General features: G+C 70.8%; 20 protein-coding genes and 1 pseudogene. 10 read left to right on the top strand and 11 right to left on the bottom strand.

Going from position 1 to position 18595, the window contains the following annotated elements; genetic code table 11:
• Positions 1-2: 2 nt before the first annotated feature.
• Positions 3-620, bottom strand: a complete 618-nt coding sequence (locus IG88_RS0107045; RefSeq protein WP_031036177.1) for a hypothetical protein — start codon at positions 618-620, stop codon at positions 3-5.
• 1187 nt (positions 621-1807) lie between these two features.
• Between IG88_RS0107045 and IG88_RS0107040 the strand changes: the two genes are divergently transcribed.
• From IG88_RS0107040 to IG88_RS40140, 9 genes and pseudogenes are all read left to right on the top strand, one after another.
• The gene (locus tag IG88_RS0107040) at positions 1808-2989 is read left to right on the top strand and encodes an MFS transporter (protein WP_078861420.1); all 1182 of its coding nucleotides are present in this window, start codon (positions 1808-1810) and stop codon (positions 2987-2989) included.
• Complete coding sequence (locus IG88_RS0107035) at positions 2986-4254, top strand: ATP-grasp domain-containing protein (RefSeq protein ID WP_051851794.1); 1269 nt, start codon at positions 2986-2988, stop codon at positions 4252-4254. The genes IG88_RS0107040 and IG88_RS0107035 overlap by 4 nt, the downstream gene beginning before the upstream one ends.
• Positions 4255-5004: 750 nt before the next feature.
• Complete coding sequence (locus tag IG88_RS42375; protein WP_031036170.1) at positions 5005-5526, top strand: hypothetical protein; 522 nt, start codon at positions 5005-5007, stop codon at positions 5524-5526.
• Between the two features lie 56 nt (positions 5527-5582).
• The gene (trpA, locus tag IG88_RS0107020) at positions 5583-6413 is read left to right on the top strand and encodes a tryptophan synthase subunit alpha (protein WP_031036167.1); all 831 of its coding nucleotides are present in this window, start codon (positions 5583-5585) and stop codon (positions 6411-6413) included.
• Between the two features lie 49 nt (positions 6414-6462).
• Positions 6463-7497 (top strand): DUF3558 domain-containing protein, encoded by a 1035-nt coding sequence (locus tag IG88_RS0107015; protein ID WP_031036164.1) that lies wholly within the window; start codon positions 6463-6465, stop codon positions 7495-7497.
• 445 nt (positions 7498-7942) lie between these two features.
• Positions 7943-8320: pseudogene (locus tag IG88_RS45075) on the top strand (helix-turn-helix domain-containing protein); the annotation flags it as partial.
• Positions 8321-8509: 189 nt separating this feature from the next.
• A complete protein-coding gene (locus IG88_RS44145) occupies positions 8510-8908 on the top strand; it encodes a hypothetical protein (protein ID WP_234332072.1) in 399 nt (132 codons plus the stop codon).
• Positions 8909-8952: 44 nt separating this feature from the next.
• On the top strand, positions 8953-9657 hold the full coding sequence (fabG, locus tag IG88_RS0107005) for a 3-oxoacyl-ACP reductase FabG (RefSeq protein WP_031036158.1): 705 nt from the start codon (positions 8953-8955) through the stop codon (positions 9655-9657).
• A gap of 284 nt (positions 9658-9941) precedes the next feature.
• Positions 9942-11192: a hypothetical protein gene (locus tag IG88_RS40140; RefSeq protein WP_051851793.1), complete on the top strand. Its 1251-nt coding sequence runs from the start codon at positions 9942-9944 to the stop codon at positions 11190-11192.
• 107 nt (positions 11193-11299) lie between these two features.
• On the opposite strand, the gene IG88_RS38405 is transcribed toward IG88_RS40140, so the two are convergent.
• The 9 genes from IG88_RS38405 to IG88_RS0106960 all read right to left on the bottom strand — a co-directional run bounded on the left by IG88_RS38405 (position 11300) and on the right by IG88_RS0106960 (position 16934).
• The gene (locus IG88_RS38405) at positions 11300-11677 is read right to left on the bottom strand and encodes a hypothetical protein (protein WP_051851792.1); all 378 of its coding nucleotides are present in this window, start codon (positions 11675-11677) and stop codon (positions 11300-11302) included.
• Entirely contained in the window at positions 11670-12653 is a 984-nt protein-coding gene (locus IG88_RS44140; RefSeq protein WP_051851791.1) for a hypothetical protein, read from the bottom strand. The genes IG88_RS38405 and IG88_RS44140 overlap by 8 nt, the downstream gene beginning before the upstream one ends.
• A complete protein-coding gene (locus IG88_RS0106990; protein ID WP_031036153.1) occupies positions 12650-13360 on the bottom strand; it encodes an HNH endonuclease family protein in 711 nt (236 codons plus the stop codon). Before IG88_RS0106990 ends, IG88_RS44140 begins: the two co-directional genes overlap by 4 nt.
• Before the next feature lie 101 nt (positions 13361-13461).
• Positions 13462-14442: a hypothetical protein gene (locus IG88_RS0106985; protein ID WP_234332022.1), complete on the bottom strand. Its 981-nt coding sequence runs from the start codon at positions 14440-14442 to the stop codon at positions 13462-13464.
• A 122-nt stretch (positions 14443-14564) separates the two neighbouring features.
• Entirely contained in the window at positions 14565-14921 is a 357-nt protein-coding gene (locus IG88_RS0106980; RefSeq protein WP_031036147.1) for a hypothetical protein, read from the bottom strand.
• Between the two features lie 30 nt (positions 14922-14951).
• Positions 14952-15350, bottom strand: coding sequence for a hypothetical protein (locus IG88_RS0106975; RefSeq protein ID WP_158853795.1), 399 nt, complete (start codon positions 15348-15350; stop codon positions 14952-14954).
• A 116-nt stretch (positions 15351-15466) separates the two neighbouring features.
• Positions 15467-15619: a hypothetical protein gene (locus IG88_RS43270; RefSeq protein WP_158853793.1), complete on the bottom strand. Its 153-nt coding sequence runs from the start codon at positions 15617-15619 to the stop codon at positions 15467-15469.
• A gap of 283 nt (positions 15620-15902) precedes the next feature.
• On the bottom strand, positions 15903-16529 hold the full coding sequence (locus tag IG88_RS0106965) for a TetR/AcrR family transcriptional regulator (RefSeq protein WP_031036142.1): 627 nt from the start codon (positions 16527-16529) through the stop codon (positions 15903-15905).
• Positions 16530-16652: 123 nt separating this feature from the next.
• On the bottom strand, positions 16653-16934 hold the full coding sequence (locus IG88_RS0106960; protein WP_031036138.1) for a hypothetical protein: 282 nt from the start codon (positions 16932-16934) through the stop codon (positions 16653-16655).
• Positions 16935-17267: 333 nt separating this feature from the next.
• Here IG88_RS0106960 and IG88_RS40910 point away from each other — a divergent pair.
• A protein-coding gene (locus IG88_RS40910) for an IS5 family transposase (protein WP_420712076.1) occupies positions 17268-18112 on the top strand; the annotation gives its coding sequence in 2 pieces (ribosomal slippage) (positions 17268-17624 and positions 17627-18112; 843 coding nt in all).
• A gap of 252 nt (positions 18113-18364) precedes the next feature.
• Here IG88_RS40910 and IG88_RS44920 read toward each other — a convergent pair.
• The gene (locus IG88_RS44920) at positions 18365-18493 is read right to left on the bottom strand and encodes a hypothetical protein (protein ID WP_267884652.1); all 129 of its coding nucleotides are present in this window, start codon (positions 18491-18493) and stop codon (positions 18365-18367) included.
• Positions 18494-18595 lie beyond the last annotated feature (102 nt).

The raw sequence follows: 18595 nt of genomic DNA, 5'->3' as shown, positions 1-18595 counted from the left end.
CCTCACCGGTCCTGCCCTCCCTTCGGCGGGAGCACGGACTTGAAGACGCCTTCCAGCAGGGCAGCGAGCTGTTCCTTGCTGGTGATGCCGGTGGCGTGACCGTGCATCCGCATGTCGGTGGCCTTGACTCCGTACTGCTCCATGAGGGCCTCGATCGGATCGCGCTCGGGCGACTCGAAGCGCAGGAGGATCTTTCTGAGTTCCCGGTTCAGGGCGGCCTCGGCATCGCTGGTGAAGTAGGTCTCGTGGCCGTCCAGCTGGAAGTGGACGGCCAGCTCGTGAAGGGTGCTGGCGTTGGGTACCTTCTCGCCGCGGATCACACTGCGGGCCCAAGGGCGGGAAAGGCCGAGGGCGGTCATAACCTCCCCGATCAGCTCCGTCTCCGACTTGCGGGTCTGGGCCAGGTGAAACGCGACGAAGCTCTTGATACGGGCCAGGACCCGGTCATTGAAGCTCTCCGCCCGCACCGCTTTTCCCTGGAGCAGGGTGCGGACTGTCCTGACCGGCAGGGATGTCTTGCCTGCGAGTTCTTTCGCGTTGAGGACGACGGCTCTGTCCAGGCCGCGCTCTTGGATCTGCATCTCAAGGCGACGCAGCGTCGCGGAGAGAGGAATGTCCACCTATGCGCTCCAGTAGTCATCGGTGATGGGTGGACCCGTACTCTATGCGAGAACCCGCCGAAGGGAAACGATCGTTTCTGTCGGCAGAAAGAATCGTTGACACAGGTGGTCATGGCGTTGCAAGATCCTGCTACTGGAGGCGGCACGTCCGCCGATGGGATCGTCACGTTTAGCGCAGAGAACGGGGCGTTCGGGCTTTCCGGTATGACTTCAGGCATTACTACGGGGAGGGGTGCGGAAACCATGACCAAATGCGTGTGGCAGCCGCAGGCCCGACGAAGAGTCGGCGCATGGGTGCGCGTTCACCCGCACAGCAGGTACTACCGCGGCCGCACAGCAGCGTGTGCCGCAGTTGGCATGGTTTCTGAGCCCTCGCCGAACCGCCTGGCATGCAGCCAGATCTAGCCTCTACGACCACATTTGAGTGAGCCCCTGTTCCTGTTGGCGCAGGCTGAACGGGTTCCTCACGGCCACACATCGAGGTGGCCGCCTCCCTGTTGGCGCAGGGAAACGACCACCTCGAAGACTCCTGAAGAGCCACACGCACCACCAGACCCAACTCAAGCCCTGGGTGCTTCTACGGCGTCTTGCCCACGCCGTGGGCACAGAATAGGCCAGCCGCGACACGGTGCCTAGCCATAAAGCGGTCGACCGACCTGTATTTGAGCGCCCAGCACCTCGCAAGGAGGCTGCTGTGTCCCACACGTCAAGCACACCGCCAGACTTCGCAGACGCTGGCGCCGAGGACCTCTCGCGACGGTGGGGTGTTTGCGCTCCGCTTCCGGTGGGACCCGCCGGCGCCGTCCTGATGGCCCTGCCGCCAGTGGACCAGGCTCGCCACCCGCGCCACGTCACGCGCTCTCATTCCGGCGCCGGTCTGCGCTCATCGCGCGAGTGAGTGTCCGACTCGGGGTGCCGGCTAGCGCCGCGCTCTTCGTTGTTGCCACCTCCGTGGTGCGTGGGTGCACCGGCGGCGCTATACCGCCCTGGTCCGCCCCGGTCTGACATACCGAGCCCCGGTCAGTTCCTGCCACCTGACCGGTGCACGAGGGCTGTTCAGCCCGACGCCCTCCGCATCTCTTGGAGCACTTGTGCCCACCACAGACCTGCCTGCTGCAAGACCAGCCACCCCGCCGCCTGCCCCTGCTCCCTGCCCAGGACAGATTCCCGCCGTCGTCTGGGTCCTGATGGTCGGGGCCAGCCTCGTTCGGGCCGCCGGTTTCGCCTACCCCTTCCTGTCCTACCGCCTGGGTGAACTCGCCCTTTCGACCCGCAGCGTCAGCACGATCCTCGCCGCGTTCGGCGTCGGGTGGTTCATCGGGCAAATCGTCCTCGGCCGGCTGGCGGATGCCGTCGGCCGACGCGCCGTCCTCGTGGGCTCCATGCTGCTGTCGGCCATGGTCCTGCCTCTGCTGGGTGCGCTGTCGCATCCTGCGGCGGTCGCCGTGTCCGCCGTCGTGGCGGGGGCCGTCTATGACGCCCCGCGCCCCGTCATCTCGGCCGTGGTGGCGGACACCGTGTCCGACGACGCCACCCGCGCCTCCATCAGCGGCTGGAGGCACTTCGGAACCAACGTCGGGGCTGCGGCCACGGGCGCCGCCGGCGGTCTGCTGTCCGGCACCACCGGACTGGCCACGCTGTACTGGACCAACGCCGCCGCCTGCGGGGCCTTCGCCCTGACCGTCCTGGCCTGCATGCCGCACGACCGCCCGGTGCGACCTGGTGCGGGCGCTCGAAGCCAGGGGCGTGCCTCCTACCGGATCGCGGCGACGGACGCCCGGCTGTGGCTGCTGTGGCTGGTCAGCCTCGCCGCCCTCATCCCCGTAGTCGGCCTCTTCTCCATCCTTCCCGTGCTGATGGACGACGCCGGGCTGCCCGCCTCGGCCTACGGCTGGACGCAGGTCGCCAGCGCCTGCACGGTCCTCGTCCTGTCCGTCCCCCTCAACCGGTGGCTGGCCCGCAGAGCGTCCCGGCGCACGTCGATGGTCCCGCTGCTGGCCGTCAGCTCCCTGATCCTGGGTGCTGGTCTCGGCTCCGCCGGTCTCGCCGAGTCCACGATGCAGTACGTCGTCGCCGCATGCGTCGGGATTCCCGGGGAGATCGTCGTCTTCGTCGCCGCAACCGACCTCCTGGATCAGATCACCCCGCCGCATGCCCGCGGCCTCTACGCCGGGATCTGGGGCTCCACACTGGCGGCCGCCGTGATCTGCGCTCCCGTCATCGCGGGCTGGTCCCTCGCCGAGGGCGGCCCCCGGCTCGTCGCGGCCACCACCGCGCTGTGCGGCCTCCTCGGCGCCCTCGCCTGCCTGCCGCTCTCCCTCCTGCTGCACCACTCACACACACCCTCCACCACCTGGAGAACCCTGTGACTACTCCCTTCCTTCTGCTGCTCGGAGCGGGCGGCCACGACGGCGCCCCCTACCGGGAGTTCGTCCTCGCCCGGATCGCGGCCGCGCACTGCGTCGTCCTGGTCGACGCCTCGGCTCCCGACTGGGCCCGCCCCTACCTGGCCGCTCACATCGAGGCCGACCTGACCGACGTACACGGCACATCGGCCGCCGTGAAGGCCTTCGCCGCCGACCATGACGTCTCCGGGGTCATGACGTACATGGAGCACCACGTCGTCACCAGTGCCGTGCTCGCGCGGGACCTGGGGCTGCCCGCGGGCAGTGCGGACTCCATGGCCGCGTGCCGGGACAAGGTCGTCACCCGACAGCTACTCGACCGCGACCGTGTGCCCTCGGCCCGCGCCCTGGAGGCCGGTGACGCCGCCGAGGCCGTGGCCCACGCCGAAGCGATCGGCTACCCGGTCGTGGTCAAGCCACGCTCGATGGCCGGGAGCGCGGGCGTCGTCCGCGCCGACACCGCCGCCGAAGTCCTCGGCGCGTTCGAGCGTGCCAGCCACGAGACCGTGCTGGGCCTGGACCAGTACGGGCCCACGGGCGTCCTGGTGGAGGAATTCCTCGACGGCCGGGAGGTCAGCGTCGAGACCGCGGTCCTCGCATCCGGCGAGGCCCGCATCCTGGCCGTCACCCGCAAACTCCCCGCGCCGGCCGGTACCACGCAGGAGTACGGGCACGTCGTGGCCGCCGACGATCCTCTGCTGGCCGACGACGCACTGGCCCGTGTCATCCAGGGCGCCGTGCGCGCACTGGGCCTGACCTGCGCCGTGCTGTGCGTCGAGGTGATGCTCACTCGCTCGGGGCCGCGCATTGTTGAGGTCAACGGGCGCCTCGGCGGGGACCTGCTGCCCCTGCTGGTGCACCACGCCCTGGGCATCGACCTCGCCCAGGTCGCCGCCGCACTGGCCACCGGGACGCCTCCGCAACTGGAGCCCACCAGGAGGGCCGCCGCCGGAATCCGCTTCGCCTACCCCGAGACGACCGGCGTCCTGGAGCACATCGCCTTCCCTCGCGGCATCGGCGCCCTGCCGTTCGTCGACCGCGCGGTCATCGGCCAGACGCCGGGCGGCCAGGTGGCCGCTCCCCCGCACGCCACGCTCTCCGACCGCCTCGCGCACTGGGTCGTGACCGCCGAGTCGGCGGCCACCTGCCGCGACCTCCTCGACGAGGTGGCCGACCACCTGGACATCCTGATCACCAGCCCTGCGCACACCACCGTCTGCACGCGCTGATACCCCGACACCTCCCCCCGGAGCCCCGCCCCATGGCCATACCGTCCGCCGCGCTCGTGCTCGCGCGGCCCCGCGCCGACACCGGCACCGCCGCGGTGGTCGCCCCGCTTCCCGGCTGCCCGTACGCCAAAGCCCTCGCCCGCCGGGGTGTACGTCCCATCGCCGTGACCCTGGCACCGCGCATCCGCCCGCTGGGCCTACACGCCGACACCGACAGCCCGTACCCGCAATCCGTGGAGCACCGAGGGTCCACACGTCTCACGGTCAAAGCCCTGCGCGCGCTGGGCGTCACCGCCGTCCTGCCCGGCAGCGCCGTCGGTGCCGAGCTCACCGAGCGCATCGCCTGGCACCTCGGCCTGCAGGCCGGGGACCCCGCCTCCTCCCCACTGCGCTACGACCTCGGCGCCCAGTCCCCCGCCCTCGAACAGGCAGGCGTCCCCACTCGCCGCGCAGTTCGCGTCACCAGCCTCGGCCAGGCCCTCAGATGGGCCGACGCCGAAAGACTGGACGGCTACATCCTCGCGCCCGCGGTGGCCGGAACACCCGTCACAGCCGTCGACTGCACCACCGACCTGGACATCGCCGCCGCCTGGCCCGCCATGCGCCGAGCGGCAGCTCGGTACTCCGGCAGCACACACCTAGTCCTCGCCGAGCGGCTCTCGCCACGCGAGTACACGATCAACAGCGTGACCGGCCCCGGACGCCACGAGCTCCCGGAGCGCGGCCGGAGCGCTGGACCGGACCGACCTGATGGACCGCCGCCACCTGCTCACCCGCGCCCTGCCGATGTACGTACTGCGGGTCCTGGACGTTCTCAAAGTGGTCTGCGGCCCGGCGACGTGCCGCGTCGCCTACAGCGAGGGACGTGGGCCGCTGCTGCTGTCGGCTCTCGCGGCGCCACCCCCCGCGTCCCTAGCGGACGACGCCCTGCGCACAGCCACCGGAGAGGACCGCATTACCCGGGCTCTGGAGGCCTGGTTGCCCGCGCCCGTCCCGCCCCCTGTCCCGGCTCCTCCCTTCCGCCACGTCGTCCGTGTCCGCCTCCGTGCACGCGGAGACGGCCGCGTGAACCCCTGGCTGGCCCGGATCGTGCGCCAGCTACCCACCGTGAAAGCGGTCAACGACGTCCTGCGGGCAGACAGGCCCCTTCCCTCCACCGCCGACCGTGCTGAGGTCGTGCTCAGCAGCAGGGACCCCGAGGCCGTGGAGACGGACTACCGCGTCATCCGAGCACTGGAACGCGAAGGCCTCTACCAAGGCGCCCGTCCGTGACACGGCTCCGCCGCCCCTGCTGCCCGCCCTTCCAGCCGCCGCCCGAGAGGCCTCCCATGCTCACCTCCACCCCACCGTCCTGGCCCGCCTACAGGCTCGACCAGGTCCTGACGCAGAGCAGGCTCCAGCACCGGGCCGCCCTCGGCCTCTACCTCCCCGTCGGCTACCCCAGCCGCTCGGCGAGCTTGGACGCCCTGCACGCCATGTCGGAGCACAGCGACGTGCTGGAGCTGGGCGTGCCCACCGAGGACGCCTACCTCGACGGCGTGACCGTCCAGCACGCGGCCGCCCAGGCGCTGGAGGGCGGCTTCCGCATGGCCGATCTGTTCACCACTACAGCCGACCTCGCCTCGTCACCGGCCGCACTGGTGGCCATGACGTACTGGGCCCCGGTCAAGGCCTACGGACCCCGGCTCTTCGCCGAGCAGTTCGCCGCCGCCGGCGGGGCGGGAGTCCTCATCCCCGACCTACCCGACCGCGCGGCCGCCCACTGGCAGCACGCCACCGAAACGGCGGGCCTGCACAACGTCCCCCTCATCCCGGCCCACGCCTCAGCAGCCCGCCTCCACGCGATCGGCCGAAGCAGCAGCGGGATGGCCTACGCCCCCGCCATCCCCGGCCTGACCGGAGCGGCCGGCCCGCTCAGCCCCTACCTGCCCCGCCTCGTCCGCCGCCTGCGCGAGGCCACCCGTCTGCCCGTGGCCGTCGGCATCGGCATCAGCACCCCGGCCCTGGCCGCGCAGGCATCCGCCTACGCCGACGCCGTGGTGGTGGGCTCCGCCGTCATCCGCCGCATGCACACCGCCACCAACAGCGCCGCCGCCGCGGCAGCAGCCGCCCGCGACTTCGCCGCAGGAGTACGCGGCGACCCCAGACCAGCGGCCTGACCGACAGACCGCCCCTGCCCATCACCGTTCCAGGAGGAGAAACACCCCCATGCCCCGATCGATCAGCCACCCCCCGCGACGCCTGCACCGCCACACGCTCCTGGCCATCAGCGTGACCGGCGCCCTCGCTCTGACCGCCTGCACAGCGGACACGGACGGCCCTGCCGCCGACGCGTCCACCCCCACGCCCAGTGCCAGCGCTGCCCCGCGCGGGCTCCTGACGAAGAAGGAGGCCGCAGCGGCGCTCGACAACTACGAGAAGGTCAACAACAAGGCCAACACCGTGCAGGACGCACGGCTCCTGGGCACCGTCGAAGCCGGGCAGGTCTATGAGGAGTCCAAGGGCGACTACACGCAGTGGGATACCATGTCCAAGAAGGACCAGAAGTTCTACGAGACCCCCTTCTACTACCGGGACCGCGAATTCCTCATCCCGGCTGCCAGCAGCGGCGCCACCTGGTTCGCCGTCAAGGCACGCCCCAGCTCCGATTCCAAGAGGTCGAGCGCACTGGTGATCCTCGACAAGGTCGGCGGCTCCTACAAGGTGGTGAACACGGTCTACTCGGAAGAAGGGCTGCCGAAGATCGCTGTCGACAAGCACGGCTACGTCCTCCCCGCCGATCCTGCGCAGAAGATCGGGGCACTCGCCCCGAACCAGATCAGCGAGGCGTACGAGGACTTCTTCGAAACCGGCGGCAAGACGGCCGGCAAGGTCTTCGCCTCGACCGACTCCTCGAAGGAGTCCACCAAGGTCCACACGGACGGCGTCGACAAGGACCTCCGGGGCTACGCCACCGAGAAGTTCTTCGCCAAGAAGCCGACGAACCCGAAGGTCTACGCGCTGAAGCTCGACAACGGGGGTGTTCTCGCCGTCTTCCCGACCGCGCACACCTCCGAGCTGATGCTCAAGCCGCAGTACATGGGCAGCTTCGACATCACTCCCGGCCCCAAAGAAGCGGCGTACGACGACCGCAAGCGCGACATCGTCACAGACAAATTCGAAGGAGAAGGCCTCGCCGTCCTGCACCCGACGGCCAAGCCGCGGGTGACCGGAATCGAGTACGGGCTGGTCGACTCTCGATGATCCCCACACCCAGCCGGCCACATGGAATGGCGGCATGCGTGACAAAGCACGGCGCGATCGAGATCCGGCACCAAGAGATCGACGTGGTGCAGCATGCCGTGCTGCGTTTGGCTCATGCAGCGGTCGGCTCAGACCGTCCTACAGGCGAACCCCAGGGAGAACCTGTGCCCTATGACGCGCGCGGGCGCGTGTCCCGTCGTTCCACGGCCTCCGTGCCGCGGTGGCCGCAAAGTGGTGGAGCGGGCGCCGATGCCGTACTAGTGGGTCGGCTGCCTGACGTGGCTCACGGCCCGAACTGAACCCCGGGGGGCAGGTACGCGCGGAGACGTCCGCTTCCGTGACGGGTGGCATTGGGCTGGTCCTCGATTTCCTCATTCCGGCGGTCGGCACCGGCCGCCTCGAAACCTCGGCGACCAGGCGAGCCTCGCGGCTGGGGTGCAGGCTGATGGGTCACCTTGTTCGCGTCCATCAGATCGGCGCCCTGGTCCGCGATATACCGGAAGTGCCCGCTCCTGAAATTCGAGGACCGGAAAATTCAGAGCCTGGTGAGCTGGATCTTGGCCGGGAAGAATCGCGCACAGGATCGAAACCGCGTTGTGGGAGACGCGAAGGTCCTCACAACCGCGAGGGGGAGTTCGCGTTGCTGCATCCCGTTGCCACCCAGCCTGACCGCACGGGCGCCGTGGCACGCACCATGGCGGTGCTAAGCGCACTGATACGTCTCGGGCCGGGGGGACATCCTCTGGCTTCGGTCGCCGAGTCCGCGAGGCTTCCCGCGCCCACCGCTCACCGGTATCTGCAGGCCTTGATGCGGGAGGGTGCCGTCGAACAGCGTGGGCCGCGTGCTTGCTACGCGCTGACTGACGCGCTGCACGGTCCCCCCTCTTCGACGCCTTACCAGCCCCTCCAGGCCGGCCCGCCCTCCCCTGCCGTAAGGGCCGAGATCGTCACACTACAGTCGAGAACTGGTCAGCTCGCATTTGTTTACCGACCGCACCTGATCGGCACTCCGATGAGAATCTGCGCAGAACGCGCATACGGTCCACACGCTGATGAAGTCCTCGCATCACCTCAGATCGCTCTGCGATCCCTCGAGTCGGCACCACTGGAAGCGGACGCCGCCGGTCTGGCGATCCTCGCCTGCCTCGGCTCCGTCAGTGACCACAAGATCGACATCGTGTACGTCCGTGAGGAAGGTCACGCCATCGGGCCGTCCCCGCTTCTGGGGCGCACCATGATCGCCGCGCCCATCTGGTACGGATCGGCCGTCGCCGGCTCTGTCGCCCTGTTGGCCAAGGACGCGCTCATGCAGCGGGCCGCCACCCGCGCCCGGTATGTGACCGCGGTGATGGATGCGGCCGCGGCGATGAGCGGACAGCTGACGCGTTCCGGCGCGCGCCGGGCCAGTTGATTGACTACACCCCCCCACTAAGCACCAGAGAAGGGCGCCACCTCGTGTCCCGTTCAGTCCTGATCACCGGCGGCAACCGCGGCATAGGCCGCGCCATCGCCCGTCACCTCGCCGAGGCCGGCGACCGCGTCGCCGTCACCTACCGCTCGGGCGAACCCCCCGAGGGCCTGCTCGCCGTCCGCTGCGAGATCACCGACACCGCCCAGGTCGACGCCGCGTTCAAGGAGGTCGAGGACCGGCACGGCCCCGTCGAGGTCCTCGTCCCGAACGCGGGCATCACCAAGGACGAGCTCCTGATGCGCATGAGCGAGGACGACTTCACCTCCGTCGTTGATACCAACCTCACCGGCGCCTTCCGTGTCACCAAGCGCGCCTCGCGCGGCATGCTCCGCGCGAAGAAGGGCCGCGTGGTGTACATCTCCTCCGTCGTCGCCCTGCGCGGCGAGAGCGGCCAAGCCAACTACGCCGCCTTCAAGGCCGGCCTCGTCGGCTTCGCCCGCTCCATGGCCCGCGAACTTGGTTCCCGTGGCATCACCTTCAACGTGGTCGCCCCCGGCCTCACCGAGACGTCCATGAGCCAGCAGCTGAGCGACGACCAGCTCGAAAACCTCAAGGCCCCGATCCCGCTCGGCCGCCTCGCCCGCGCCGAGGAGATCGCCGCGACCGTCGCCTTCCTCGCCTCCGGGCAGGCCGCCTACATCACCGGCGCCGTGGTGCCCGTCGACGGCGGCGCCTGCATGGGCCACTGACCACCGCGACCGCCCGCCACCCTGGAGACCGATGAACGCATGACCTGACAGGAGGCAGTCCCGCGTGGGCTGCCCCGCGGCAACAAGCCCCGGTGTGTCCAGCACCTCGGCCCGCCCGCCGCACCTCTGCGACCACCGGGTGAGTGTCCAGCCCACCCGGTGAAGAACCCGGTCCGAAGACCGGGCAAACCGCCCCTGCCAGGGCGGATCTCCTTGGTTCCCGAAGAACCCGGCCCCACCGAAGAGGGGCTCGCGCATGCCCGAAAGGAGGGCGTGCCCTGCCCATGATGCAGCATGCCCACGCGCCGGTCCAGGCAGCCGCCGCTCCGCCGTGCCCTCCGCACGGACAAAACCGAATATCCCCGAACAACCGATTCGCCCCGGTCTGTGAGCACGCGGACCAGGAGATCGGCACCACCGCGTCCCGGCGCGCCCGGCGCGGTGACTTCCTGCGCGCTGCCACCTGGGCCATCACCCAGCGCCTGCACCCTAAAGCCGGTGACACCACGCTGCGCGTCGCACGCGACCTTGCCGCCCGACTGAACGCCGAGGGGCACGTCGCCTATTGCCGCGACACCATGTGGCGCCGCCTCGGCATCAGCCGGCGCACCCTCGAGCGGCACATTGCCGTCCTGCGCGAGCTCGGCCTCCTCGTCTGGACCGTCCACGGAAGCCGCACCAACACCCGTCCCGCCGGAAGCGGCGAATGGGCCGGCACCGCCACCATCTACGCCGCCGTCGTCCCGCCTGCCTGGGACGACGCCCTCGGCCACCGCGTGAGCGGCCACGGCTACCACGCCCGGCACATCGGATTCACCGATCACGGACGCGAGATGGCCATCGCCGACGCCCGCCGACGCGCCCGCCTGTCCCACCGCCGCTACCGCCGTGACACCCCTTCCTGTAAGACCAACCACCCACGTCCTACAGCTGAGGTGAGAGAGAAGAACAACAACACCAGCGCGCCCCGCGGGACGCGACCGCGCCCCCGCCGCCGACACGAAGTACCCGAGCCCTACCGGGCCACTCCCCGCCAGGCCGCGCACGCCGTCTCGATCGCCGCCTGGGTGCGCCCCCGGGTGCCCTGGACCCAGGGCGAGAGCCTGCGCCGCCTCGCCTTCGCCCTGCGGCCCTGGATCACCAGCGGCCTCTCCGCCGCCGAAATCGCCGCCGACCTTTCGGTCTGGCGCGTGCCCCGGCGGCCGGCCTCACCGGCCAGCGTGATCATGGCCCGCTGGAACGAGGCCGCCACCCAGGGCGTACCTGCCGCACCCGACACCGGCGAGGACACGCCTTGTGGGGCCCCGCCCAACGCGGCCTTCCTGGCGGCCATTGACGACATCCGCGCCCGCCTCACCAGCCTGTCACCGCCCGTCGCGGCGGAACCCGATCCCCCCGGCTTCGTTATCCGTGACAGGATCCTTGCCTCGTTCGCGGAGGCGGATCGGGCCCGCCGCGCGCGCACCGCCGAGCAGTGCTCCACCTTCGCCGAGTGGGAGGCCATCTGCGACGCCCGAGAGCGAGCCCTCGAATGACCCCGCGCCGGCCCAGCCCACGCACGTACGGCACGCACCAGGCCACAGCACCGATGACAAACCCGACCGTGAAGCTCTCGAACCGGAACACGACATCCCCTTCCCGTTCAGGACGACTCCGCCGCTGTGGCGGCGGACTCAACGGCCTGCTCGACGGTCTCTCCCTGCGCCTTGCCCTCAGCGCCGCGCCGGCGCGTGCGGACGACTGCCCTCACCGACCGGGACAGGGCACGGACCAGCCGCCACAGACCGACAGCTGCGCAGCCGACTGCCGCCGCGCTGGCGCCCAGGCGCGCGGAAGTCTCCAGCAGCCCCGGCCGGTGCAGGTAGCCCAGCGTCAGTGACGTACCGATCAGGCTCAGGCTGAGCACCATCAGGACACTGCTGTGCCCGATCACTCCCCAGGTGCGCTTCAGCTCGGCGTAGGCCTCGGGATTCGCCTTCCGCCAGGAGACACTTCGACCGGTCTGCTCCTGCTCACTCATTGCTCTCTCCGTTCGTCGCATGCCGAGCTCCGTCGTCGTGAGCCGCGCCCAGGACTTCCCGGGCATGGCGCAGTCCCTCTCCCAGCTCCTCCAGCTCCAGCCGCACCTCATCCAGCAAATGTTGGGGCAGCAGCCCTTCGGGCGGCGCGGGCCTGACCGGCGCGGCGGCCGGGTGGTCGTCGCGGATCGCCGACTCCACCGCTTCCTCTTGCCGCTCGACTTCGACGGCCTGGTCGACCAGGAGCGCGAGTGACTGGGCGTATCCGAGAAGAAGTTCACGGGCTTCCACGTCATCCGCCGCCAGCGGCGCCAGCCCGGCCGTGTCCCACACCAGCCGCGGCAACATACCCGCCGCGCGCGCCAGCTCGTAGCGCTCGCTGCGCTCGGCGAGCATGCGCAAGCGCTGCTCGTCGGCCAGCAGCCGGAAGAAGACCGCCGCGTACGCCTCATCCGACTCGACCACGCGCACGCAGTGCCGGGTGAGGCGCCGGACGGCCGCCGGCACCCCGGCGGCCGCGGCCACCCCGACCGCGCCGGCCGCGAGGAGACCGATGGCCGCCGGCAGCAGGGAGGTCGCCGGGCCCAGAGCGGCGAAGGCGGCCACGGTGAACAGCGCGGTCCGGCCGACTGGGAGGGGGCGGGGAAGCTCGAGGCCTCCCAGCGTCCAGATGTGCTGGGGAGCACGCCGTCCCCACACGGTCCGACACGCCCAGCGCCCCAGCCGGTGCTGCCCCGGGTCGAAGACGCCCGCCTCGCGCAGCACACCCCCGGGGGGCGGTCCGAAGACATCCCAGCGCAGCCACCCACCCCGGGTCCGCTCCCGTATCAGCAGCAGCGCCTCCAGGGCGGCCCGAACGGCGGCCGGGGTCGAGAGCCTGCCGGCCAGCTCGGCGCGCACGGCGTGGTGGAGCCGGACGGCGTGGGTCCACCGGTCTCGGTCCGCGTCGAAGGGCAGCGGCTGTGCGGCCGGCCTCATCGCGGGCCCTCCTCGGCCGGGCAGGATTCCAGCGCGGTGCGCAGGGCCGCCTTCTCCACCGGCGTGACCGACAGGCGGTACTTGGTCTTCACGCGAACCTGCGCGGTCGCGTACCAGCAGTGGGCCTCGGCCCGCGGGGGCATCCACGCCGCGGCGTCCTTGGCGCCCTTGCCGGCGTTCGTCGAACCACCGGTCGCAACCAAATTCTCGGGGTCGTTTGCGTAGTTCAGCCTCTGCTCGGCGGTCAGCTCCCGGGCCCCCGAGCGCCACCCCAAGGCCAAGGGGACGATGTGGTCGATCTGTACGGCCATGGACGTGCGGGGGCCGCGCTTGAAGTCGATCGTCCGGCCCGTGTACCGGTCGTGGAGAACGCCGGACAGGACGGTGCAGCCGTCCCCGGCCCGTACGACTTCGTCCAGGTCGCGGGCCAGGACGTCCTGACGCGTCGGACAGGAATTCCCCGACATCTCGACCGTGCCCGCATCGCTCCATGCCGGTCCGAAGGCGTCGCGGCTGTAGCCGGCGAGGGGGATCTGCGCCCGGACCGTCAGGTCGTTCAGCTGGGCCAGCGCCGTTCCGCCGCCGGCCGCGGCTTGGCCGTGAGCTGGTGCGGCTTGGGCGGTGGAGCCGGGAACGGTGAGAGGGCCGCAGGCGGAGGCGGCGAGCGCGCCGGCGAGGAGGCCGGCGGACAGGAGGCGAGGGGCCATGTATGGGAGTCCTGTTCGGGTCGGAGAAGGCACCGTTCACCTGCTACAGGTGTGGCACAGGCCGCCGGTGTGACACTCCGCCCGAACTTTTGTCGGCTCCTTCAGCCGATCGTGCCCTCGAAGGTGACCTTGGAGCCGCCCGCGTCGACTGCCTCGATCGTCACCGGGCCGCCGATGGCCGTCTCCGGGACGCGGAAGGAAACGGTCTGCGTGGCAGTGCGGTACGGGGCGATCGCGGCGTCGCGGTACCCGTACACCGGACGGACGGTGGCGGCCAGGTGCAGGTCCTGGCCGGTCAGGATCCGCAGGGTGGTGCCCAGGCCGGGCATCGGGTCGCCGGAGCGGTTGACCACGCTGAGCTCCAGGCTCCCGGTGCGCGAGGCGCCCTCGCCGCGCACCGTCACCTTGCCCACGCGCACGTGGCCGTTCCACTGCCCCAGCAGTGTGACCGACTGCCCGGCTGGCGCGCCCTGCGGTGCCTGCGGGTCCGGGGAGGCGGCGGTTCCACCCGGCAGGGCGCCTTCGAAGAACAGCAGCTCCGGCTCAGCCAGCCCCTCCTCGGTCGCTTCCACGGTCACCGTGACCGGCAGGCCCTCGGCCTGGTCAGGAAGCACCAGCTTCAGGTCCCTGTCGAGGGACCCGTTGGGGCGCACCTGCTGCGGCTCGTCCTCGGCGGAGGCTCTGCTGGCGTCGGTGGCCTCGGCAGCCGTGCGCCCGAGGGTGCCGTAGCGGGCGGTGACGGCGGTCCGCGGCGCGGTCGCGACCTGGGCGCGCTGGTTGGCCACGGTCACCCGCGCCGTGAACGCGCTCGAGCCGGCCAGCACGCCGGGCACGGTGTCGGCCGGCAGTCGCTCGAAGCCCTGCAGCGTCACCGTCCATGCCCCGTCGCCGATCGGCTGCGCGATTCCCGGCTTCACGATGCCGTCCGGCAGCACCGTGGAGGGCGAAGGCCGGGCCCCCGGGGCGCTGTTCGCCGGCTTGCTATCGGCCTTGGGGCCGCTGTCGGAGCTGGCACAGCCGGAGACCAGGACGGCGCCGGCCAGGAGCACGGTCGGAAGGGCGTGGCGCAGGCACATGGACATGGTTCCCCCTTGTCAGGTACCGGATCTCGGTCGAGGGGGATCATGCCAAAACGCGTCCGGGGCCGGACGCGTTGGTGAGGGATGTCTGTTTCAGGCCGTCCGCCGCCTGTGCGGGTGGCGGGTCACAGCGTGATGGGGATGGGGACGAGGAAGTACTCGGTGTCGCCGACGCGGACGCGCAGAGGGTGCCCGGCTGGGAGGGTGAACAGCCGATGGTGGACGGTCGCGGGGGAGTTGCGCACGGACAGCGCGGGCTCCAGCGCGGTACGGACGGCGGCGCGGGAGGTGTCGGAGAGCGGGTTGCGCTCGGCGATCTCCGCGCACCGGTCGAGCTGGGCGCCGGTCAGGTCGGGCCCGAGGCCCTGGCGGAGGGCCTCGACAGCGACGGCGGGGGCCAGGACCGCCCGGTTGTGGTCGCGGCATACGTGGCCGGGTGTGCCGCGGGGCTGGAAGTGACGGGCGGTGCCGATGGAGGTCAAGGGGACTCCCGGGGATGGAGGAGGGTGGCGTCAGTGCACGCGGATCGTCGCGGTCTCGGCGATGCTCAGGACGTGCGAGGGGAGCGTCGGGCGGCCTTCGACCATCGCCCGGTACATGCGGTGCACGCCGTCGATCAGCAGACGGGCCGGGCCGCTGTCGAACTCCAGGGTGGCGATGATCACCGGCTGGTCAAGGTCGGTGCGCATGGCGTGTTCGACGCTGAAGTGGGACTGGTCCGGGCCGAAGATCGGGCACCAGCACGGGCCGTCGTAGTCCGGCCTGAGCAGGCTCAGGTGGTAGGCGGCCGACCAGTCGGCTACGGAGGTCTGCTCGACGGCGCGGGGGTGCTCCTCCAGGAGGCGCATGGCCCGGTCGCTGTCGAACACCCAGCCTCCGTACTTGAACATCTGGCGGGACGGAATGGTCACGGTTCCTCGCTGACGGGTCGCGGATCGGTGATGGGAAGGGGCGGCCTGCAGTGGCCGGCAGCCATGGTGGCCGGTCGGACGCCGCCACGGAGCGCTCCGGGGCGGCGAGAGCCGGTTCAGTGCGCGGCGAGCGGGATGACCACGACGCCGACGTGAGGCAGGCTCATCTCGGCGAGCAGCCGGGCGGCCCTGCCGCCAGGGCTGCTTGGATCGCTGGGATCGAGGCGTATGGCGCCCCGGTGGGGGCCGCGCGTGGGGTAGAGGTGCACCGTTTTCTCGGGTGAGTCGCGTTCGAAGACGCTGACGGTGGCGTAGTCGAACCCCCGAGGTTCGGGTACCGCTCGGCGACGGCCAGAGACAGGGCGGTGGCGAGTTCGGGGCTCGGCGAGGCGACCGAGAGGGGGGAGTGGGAGGCAGCGCGGCCGGATGCGCAGAGCAAGGGCGCGGATCAGGACGCTGAGGACGCCGAGGCCGAAGCCGATGGCAAGGGAGGCTGGCTGGATCAAGGTACTCCCCCTGGGTTGCGGCCGGGCTGGCGGTGGAGCGTGGGTTCTAGGCGGCGTTGGTGGTCACGGCGGCGTGGACTAGGCGGGCGAGTCCTCGGCGCCGCTGGCGCTTGGTCAGCCCCTGGACGCTTCCGGCGTTCTCGTGTCCGGCGGCGGCGGTCAGGCCGGAAACGAGGGCGTGGACCAGTTCTTTGCCCTCGCCGTTGGGCGTGGTCGTCTGGGCGGCCGCCGTCAGGGCCCGGACGACGGGCCTGGTGGCCGCGAAGTACGCCTTGACGAAGCGGGGGTCCCGCTCGGCTGCGACGGCGGTCAGCACGCGCATGACCGGGAGGTGATCGCTCCAGCCGTCGAGTACGGCGTCGACGAGCCGGGTGGCGCCGGACAGTCCGTCCGAGGACCAGGAGCCGTCCTTGAAGCCGTCGAGCGCCGTGTTCGTCTCCTCGACCAGGAGGCGGGAGGCTTCGAGGACGACGCCCTCGATGTCGGGGAAGTACTGGTAGAACGTCGCGGGCGACGTGCCCACGGCCTGGGCGATGTCCATCACCTTGATGTCGCGGTAGGACCGGGTGGCGAGGAGTTCGATCGTCGCCTCCATCAGCTTCTGACGGGTCTGGAGGCCGCGCTGGTTGGGCACGCGGCGGTCCGGGGTGCGGGTCACGACACGGGTGGGCACAGTCGTCTCCTGGTCTGGAGGAAGGAAGGGAAGTGGTCGAGGTCTGGGGCGGTGCCACCGGACCCGACGTGCAATCACATTACACATTGGAGCATGAATACGCAACACGCAGTGTGGGGCGTCTCAGCAGTCCCCGCTTTCGACCTGCGCTCGCGCGGCCATGGCGGCCGCCTCCCTGGACTCAGCGCGGAAGGTGTCGATCCACCGGGAGAAGTCGAGCTCGTCGCCGTCCACTTCGACAGAGGCCGCGGCGTGCTCGCCCGGAATGACACCAGCGACCAGTAGCGCGTCGGCGCGGTCGTATCGCAGTCCGAACACCGTGAACACCTCTCCCGTGCTGGTCGGCTCGACCTGCGCAGGGGGGCTGGCCGGGTCCAGGCCGAGGCCGGCGAACATCTCCTCCACGGCGCCGGCCAGTTCCGCGGCGTTCGGCCGGTGCCCGCAACTGGCATCGCGCAGGGAGCACCACACGCGGAACAGGGACGCTACGGCCGAGCCGCTCGTAGTGGCGGGGTCGAAGTGCAGAATGACGGACTCTCCGAGGACTTGAGGCGAAGGGCGTGCCGGGCGATCGCCCGGCACGGTGCGACAGGAGGGCTTGCTACGCCGCGGACTGCGGCGACTTCGAGGCTCGGGCGGACATGCGGTGAGTGAGGGCATGCGCGCCGGCGAACGCCGCCCCTGCACCGAGGGCCAGCTAGGCAGTTTCGTTTAGATCAGCCGGTCGTTGGTCCGTGTGTGCCGTTGACTGATGCGCAGTGGGCGCGGATCGAGCCGTTGCTCCCGGACCGGACGCCGAAGCGGGGTGGCCGCTGGCGGGACCACCGTGAAGTGATCGACGCGATCGCCTACAAGTTCCAGACCGGCACGCAGTGGGTGCACCTGCCGGAGAAGTACGGCAACTGGCGAGGCGTCTACAACCGGCTGCGGATGTGGGCCGTCGACGGCACCTGGGAGCGGGTCTTCACCGCCCTGGTGGCCCAGGCCGACGCGGACGAGGACCTCAACTGGGCCGTCTCGGTCGACTCCACGATCGTGCGGGCCCACCAGCACGCGGCCGGAGCCCGCAAAAAGGGGCCCCGGCCGGCGAGCCGGACGACCGTGCCATCGGCCGGTCCCGCGGCGGACTGACCACGAAGATCCATCTCGCGGCCGACGGCCGCTGCCGGCCGCTGGCGTTCGTTCTCACCGCAGGCCAGGCCGGTGACGCACCTGCCTTCACCGAGATCATGGCCCGCCTGCGCGTTCCCCGTCGGCGAGGCCGGCCTCGCACCAGGCCGGACGTGGTCCTGGCCGACAAGGCGTACTCATCCCGCACGATCCGCGAGCACCTGCGCAAGCGCGGCATCCGGGCCGTGATCCCTGTCCCCGCAGACCAGCGCAGACACCGGCTTCGTCGAGGCAGTCGAGGCGGCAGGCCATTGGCCTTCGACCGTGAGACCTACAAGCAGCGCAACACCGTCGAGCGGTGCATCAACCGCCTGAAGCAGTGGCGCGGCATCGCCACCCGCTACGAGAAGACCGCCACCATCTACCTCGCCGGGCTCCACATCGCGGGCATCTTCCTCTGGTCCGCCCGATGATCCAAACGAAACTGCCTAGTCCACCGCCCGTCCGCGCAGGACGAGTGCGTCACCATGGCCAAGCAGCAGCACGGTGCAGACAGCGAAGGCTCCCGCCACCAGGGCGGCGTCCAGACCGGCCGCGGCAGCGCCCCACACCCAGCGGGCGCGAGCCGGGGCGGCCTTGCGCTCGTCCCGCCTGCGATGGGCGGCACAGGCCCGGCTCCGGGCGAGCTGGCGCGTTTCGACGACAAGGGTCCCGAGCGGGCCGACCTACAGCCACATGACGGGCTGCTCTAGCAGGATGCCGCAGCCGGCGAGCAGCGCCACCAGCCCGTAGACGGTGTGCAGCGGCTGACAGTGGCAGTGCTGGACGGTGCGGGGACGGAGGTCTTCGGACATGGCTCTCCGTAAGTTGTTGGTCGGCCCGGGAGGGCCGGGTGTGGCTTATGGTTCTCTGCCTTCAGTGGCTTCCGAGGAGTGGCCGCCCGGCTCTCCGGGGCG

The sequence above is a fragment of the Streptomyces sp. NRRL F-5650 genome, assembly GCF_000721365.1.
Classification (GTDB): Bacteria; Actinomycetota; Actinomycetes; order Streptomycetales; family Streptomycetaceae; genus Streptomyces; species Streptomyces ardesiacus.
The sequence above is the reverse complement of the archived record's forward strand: the minus strand, read 5'-3'. Positions and strand labels throughout refer to the sequence as shown.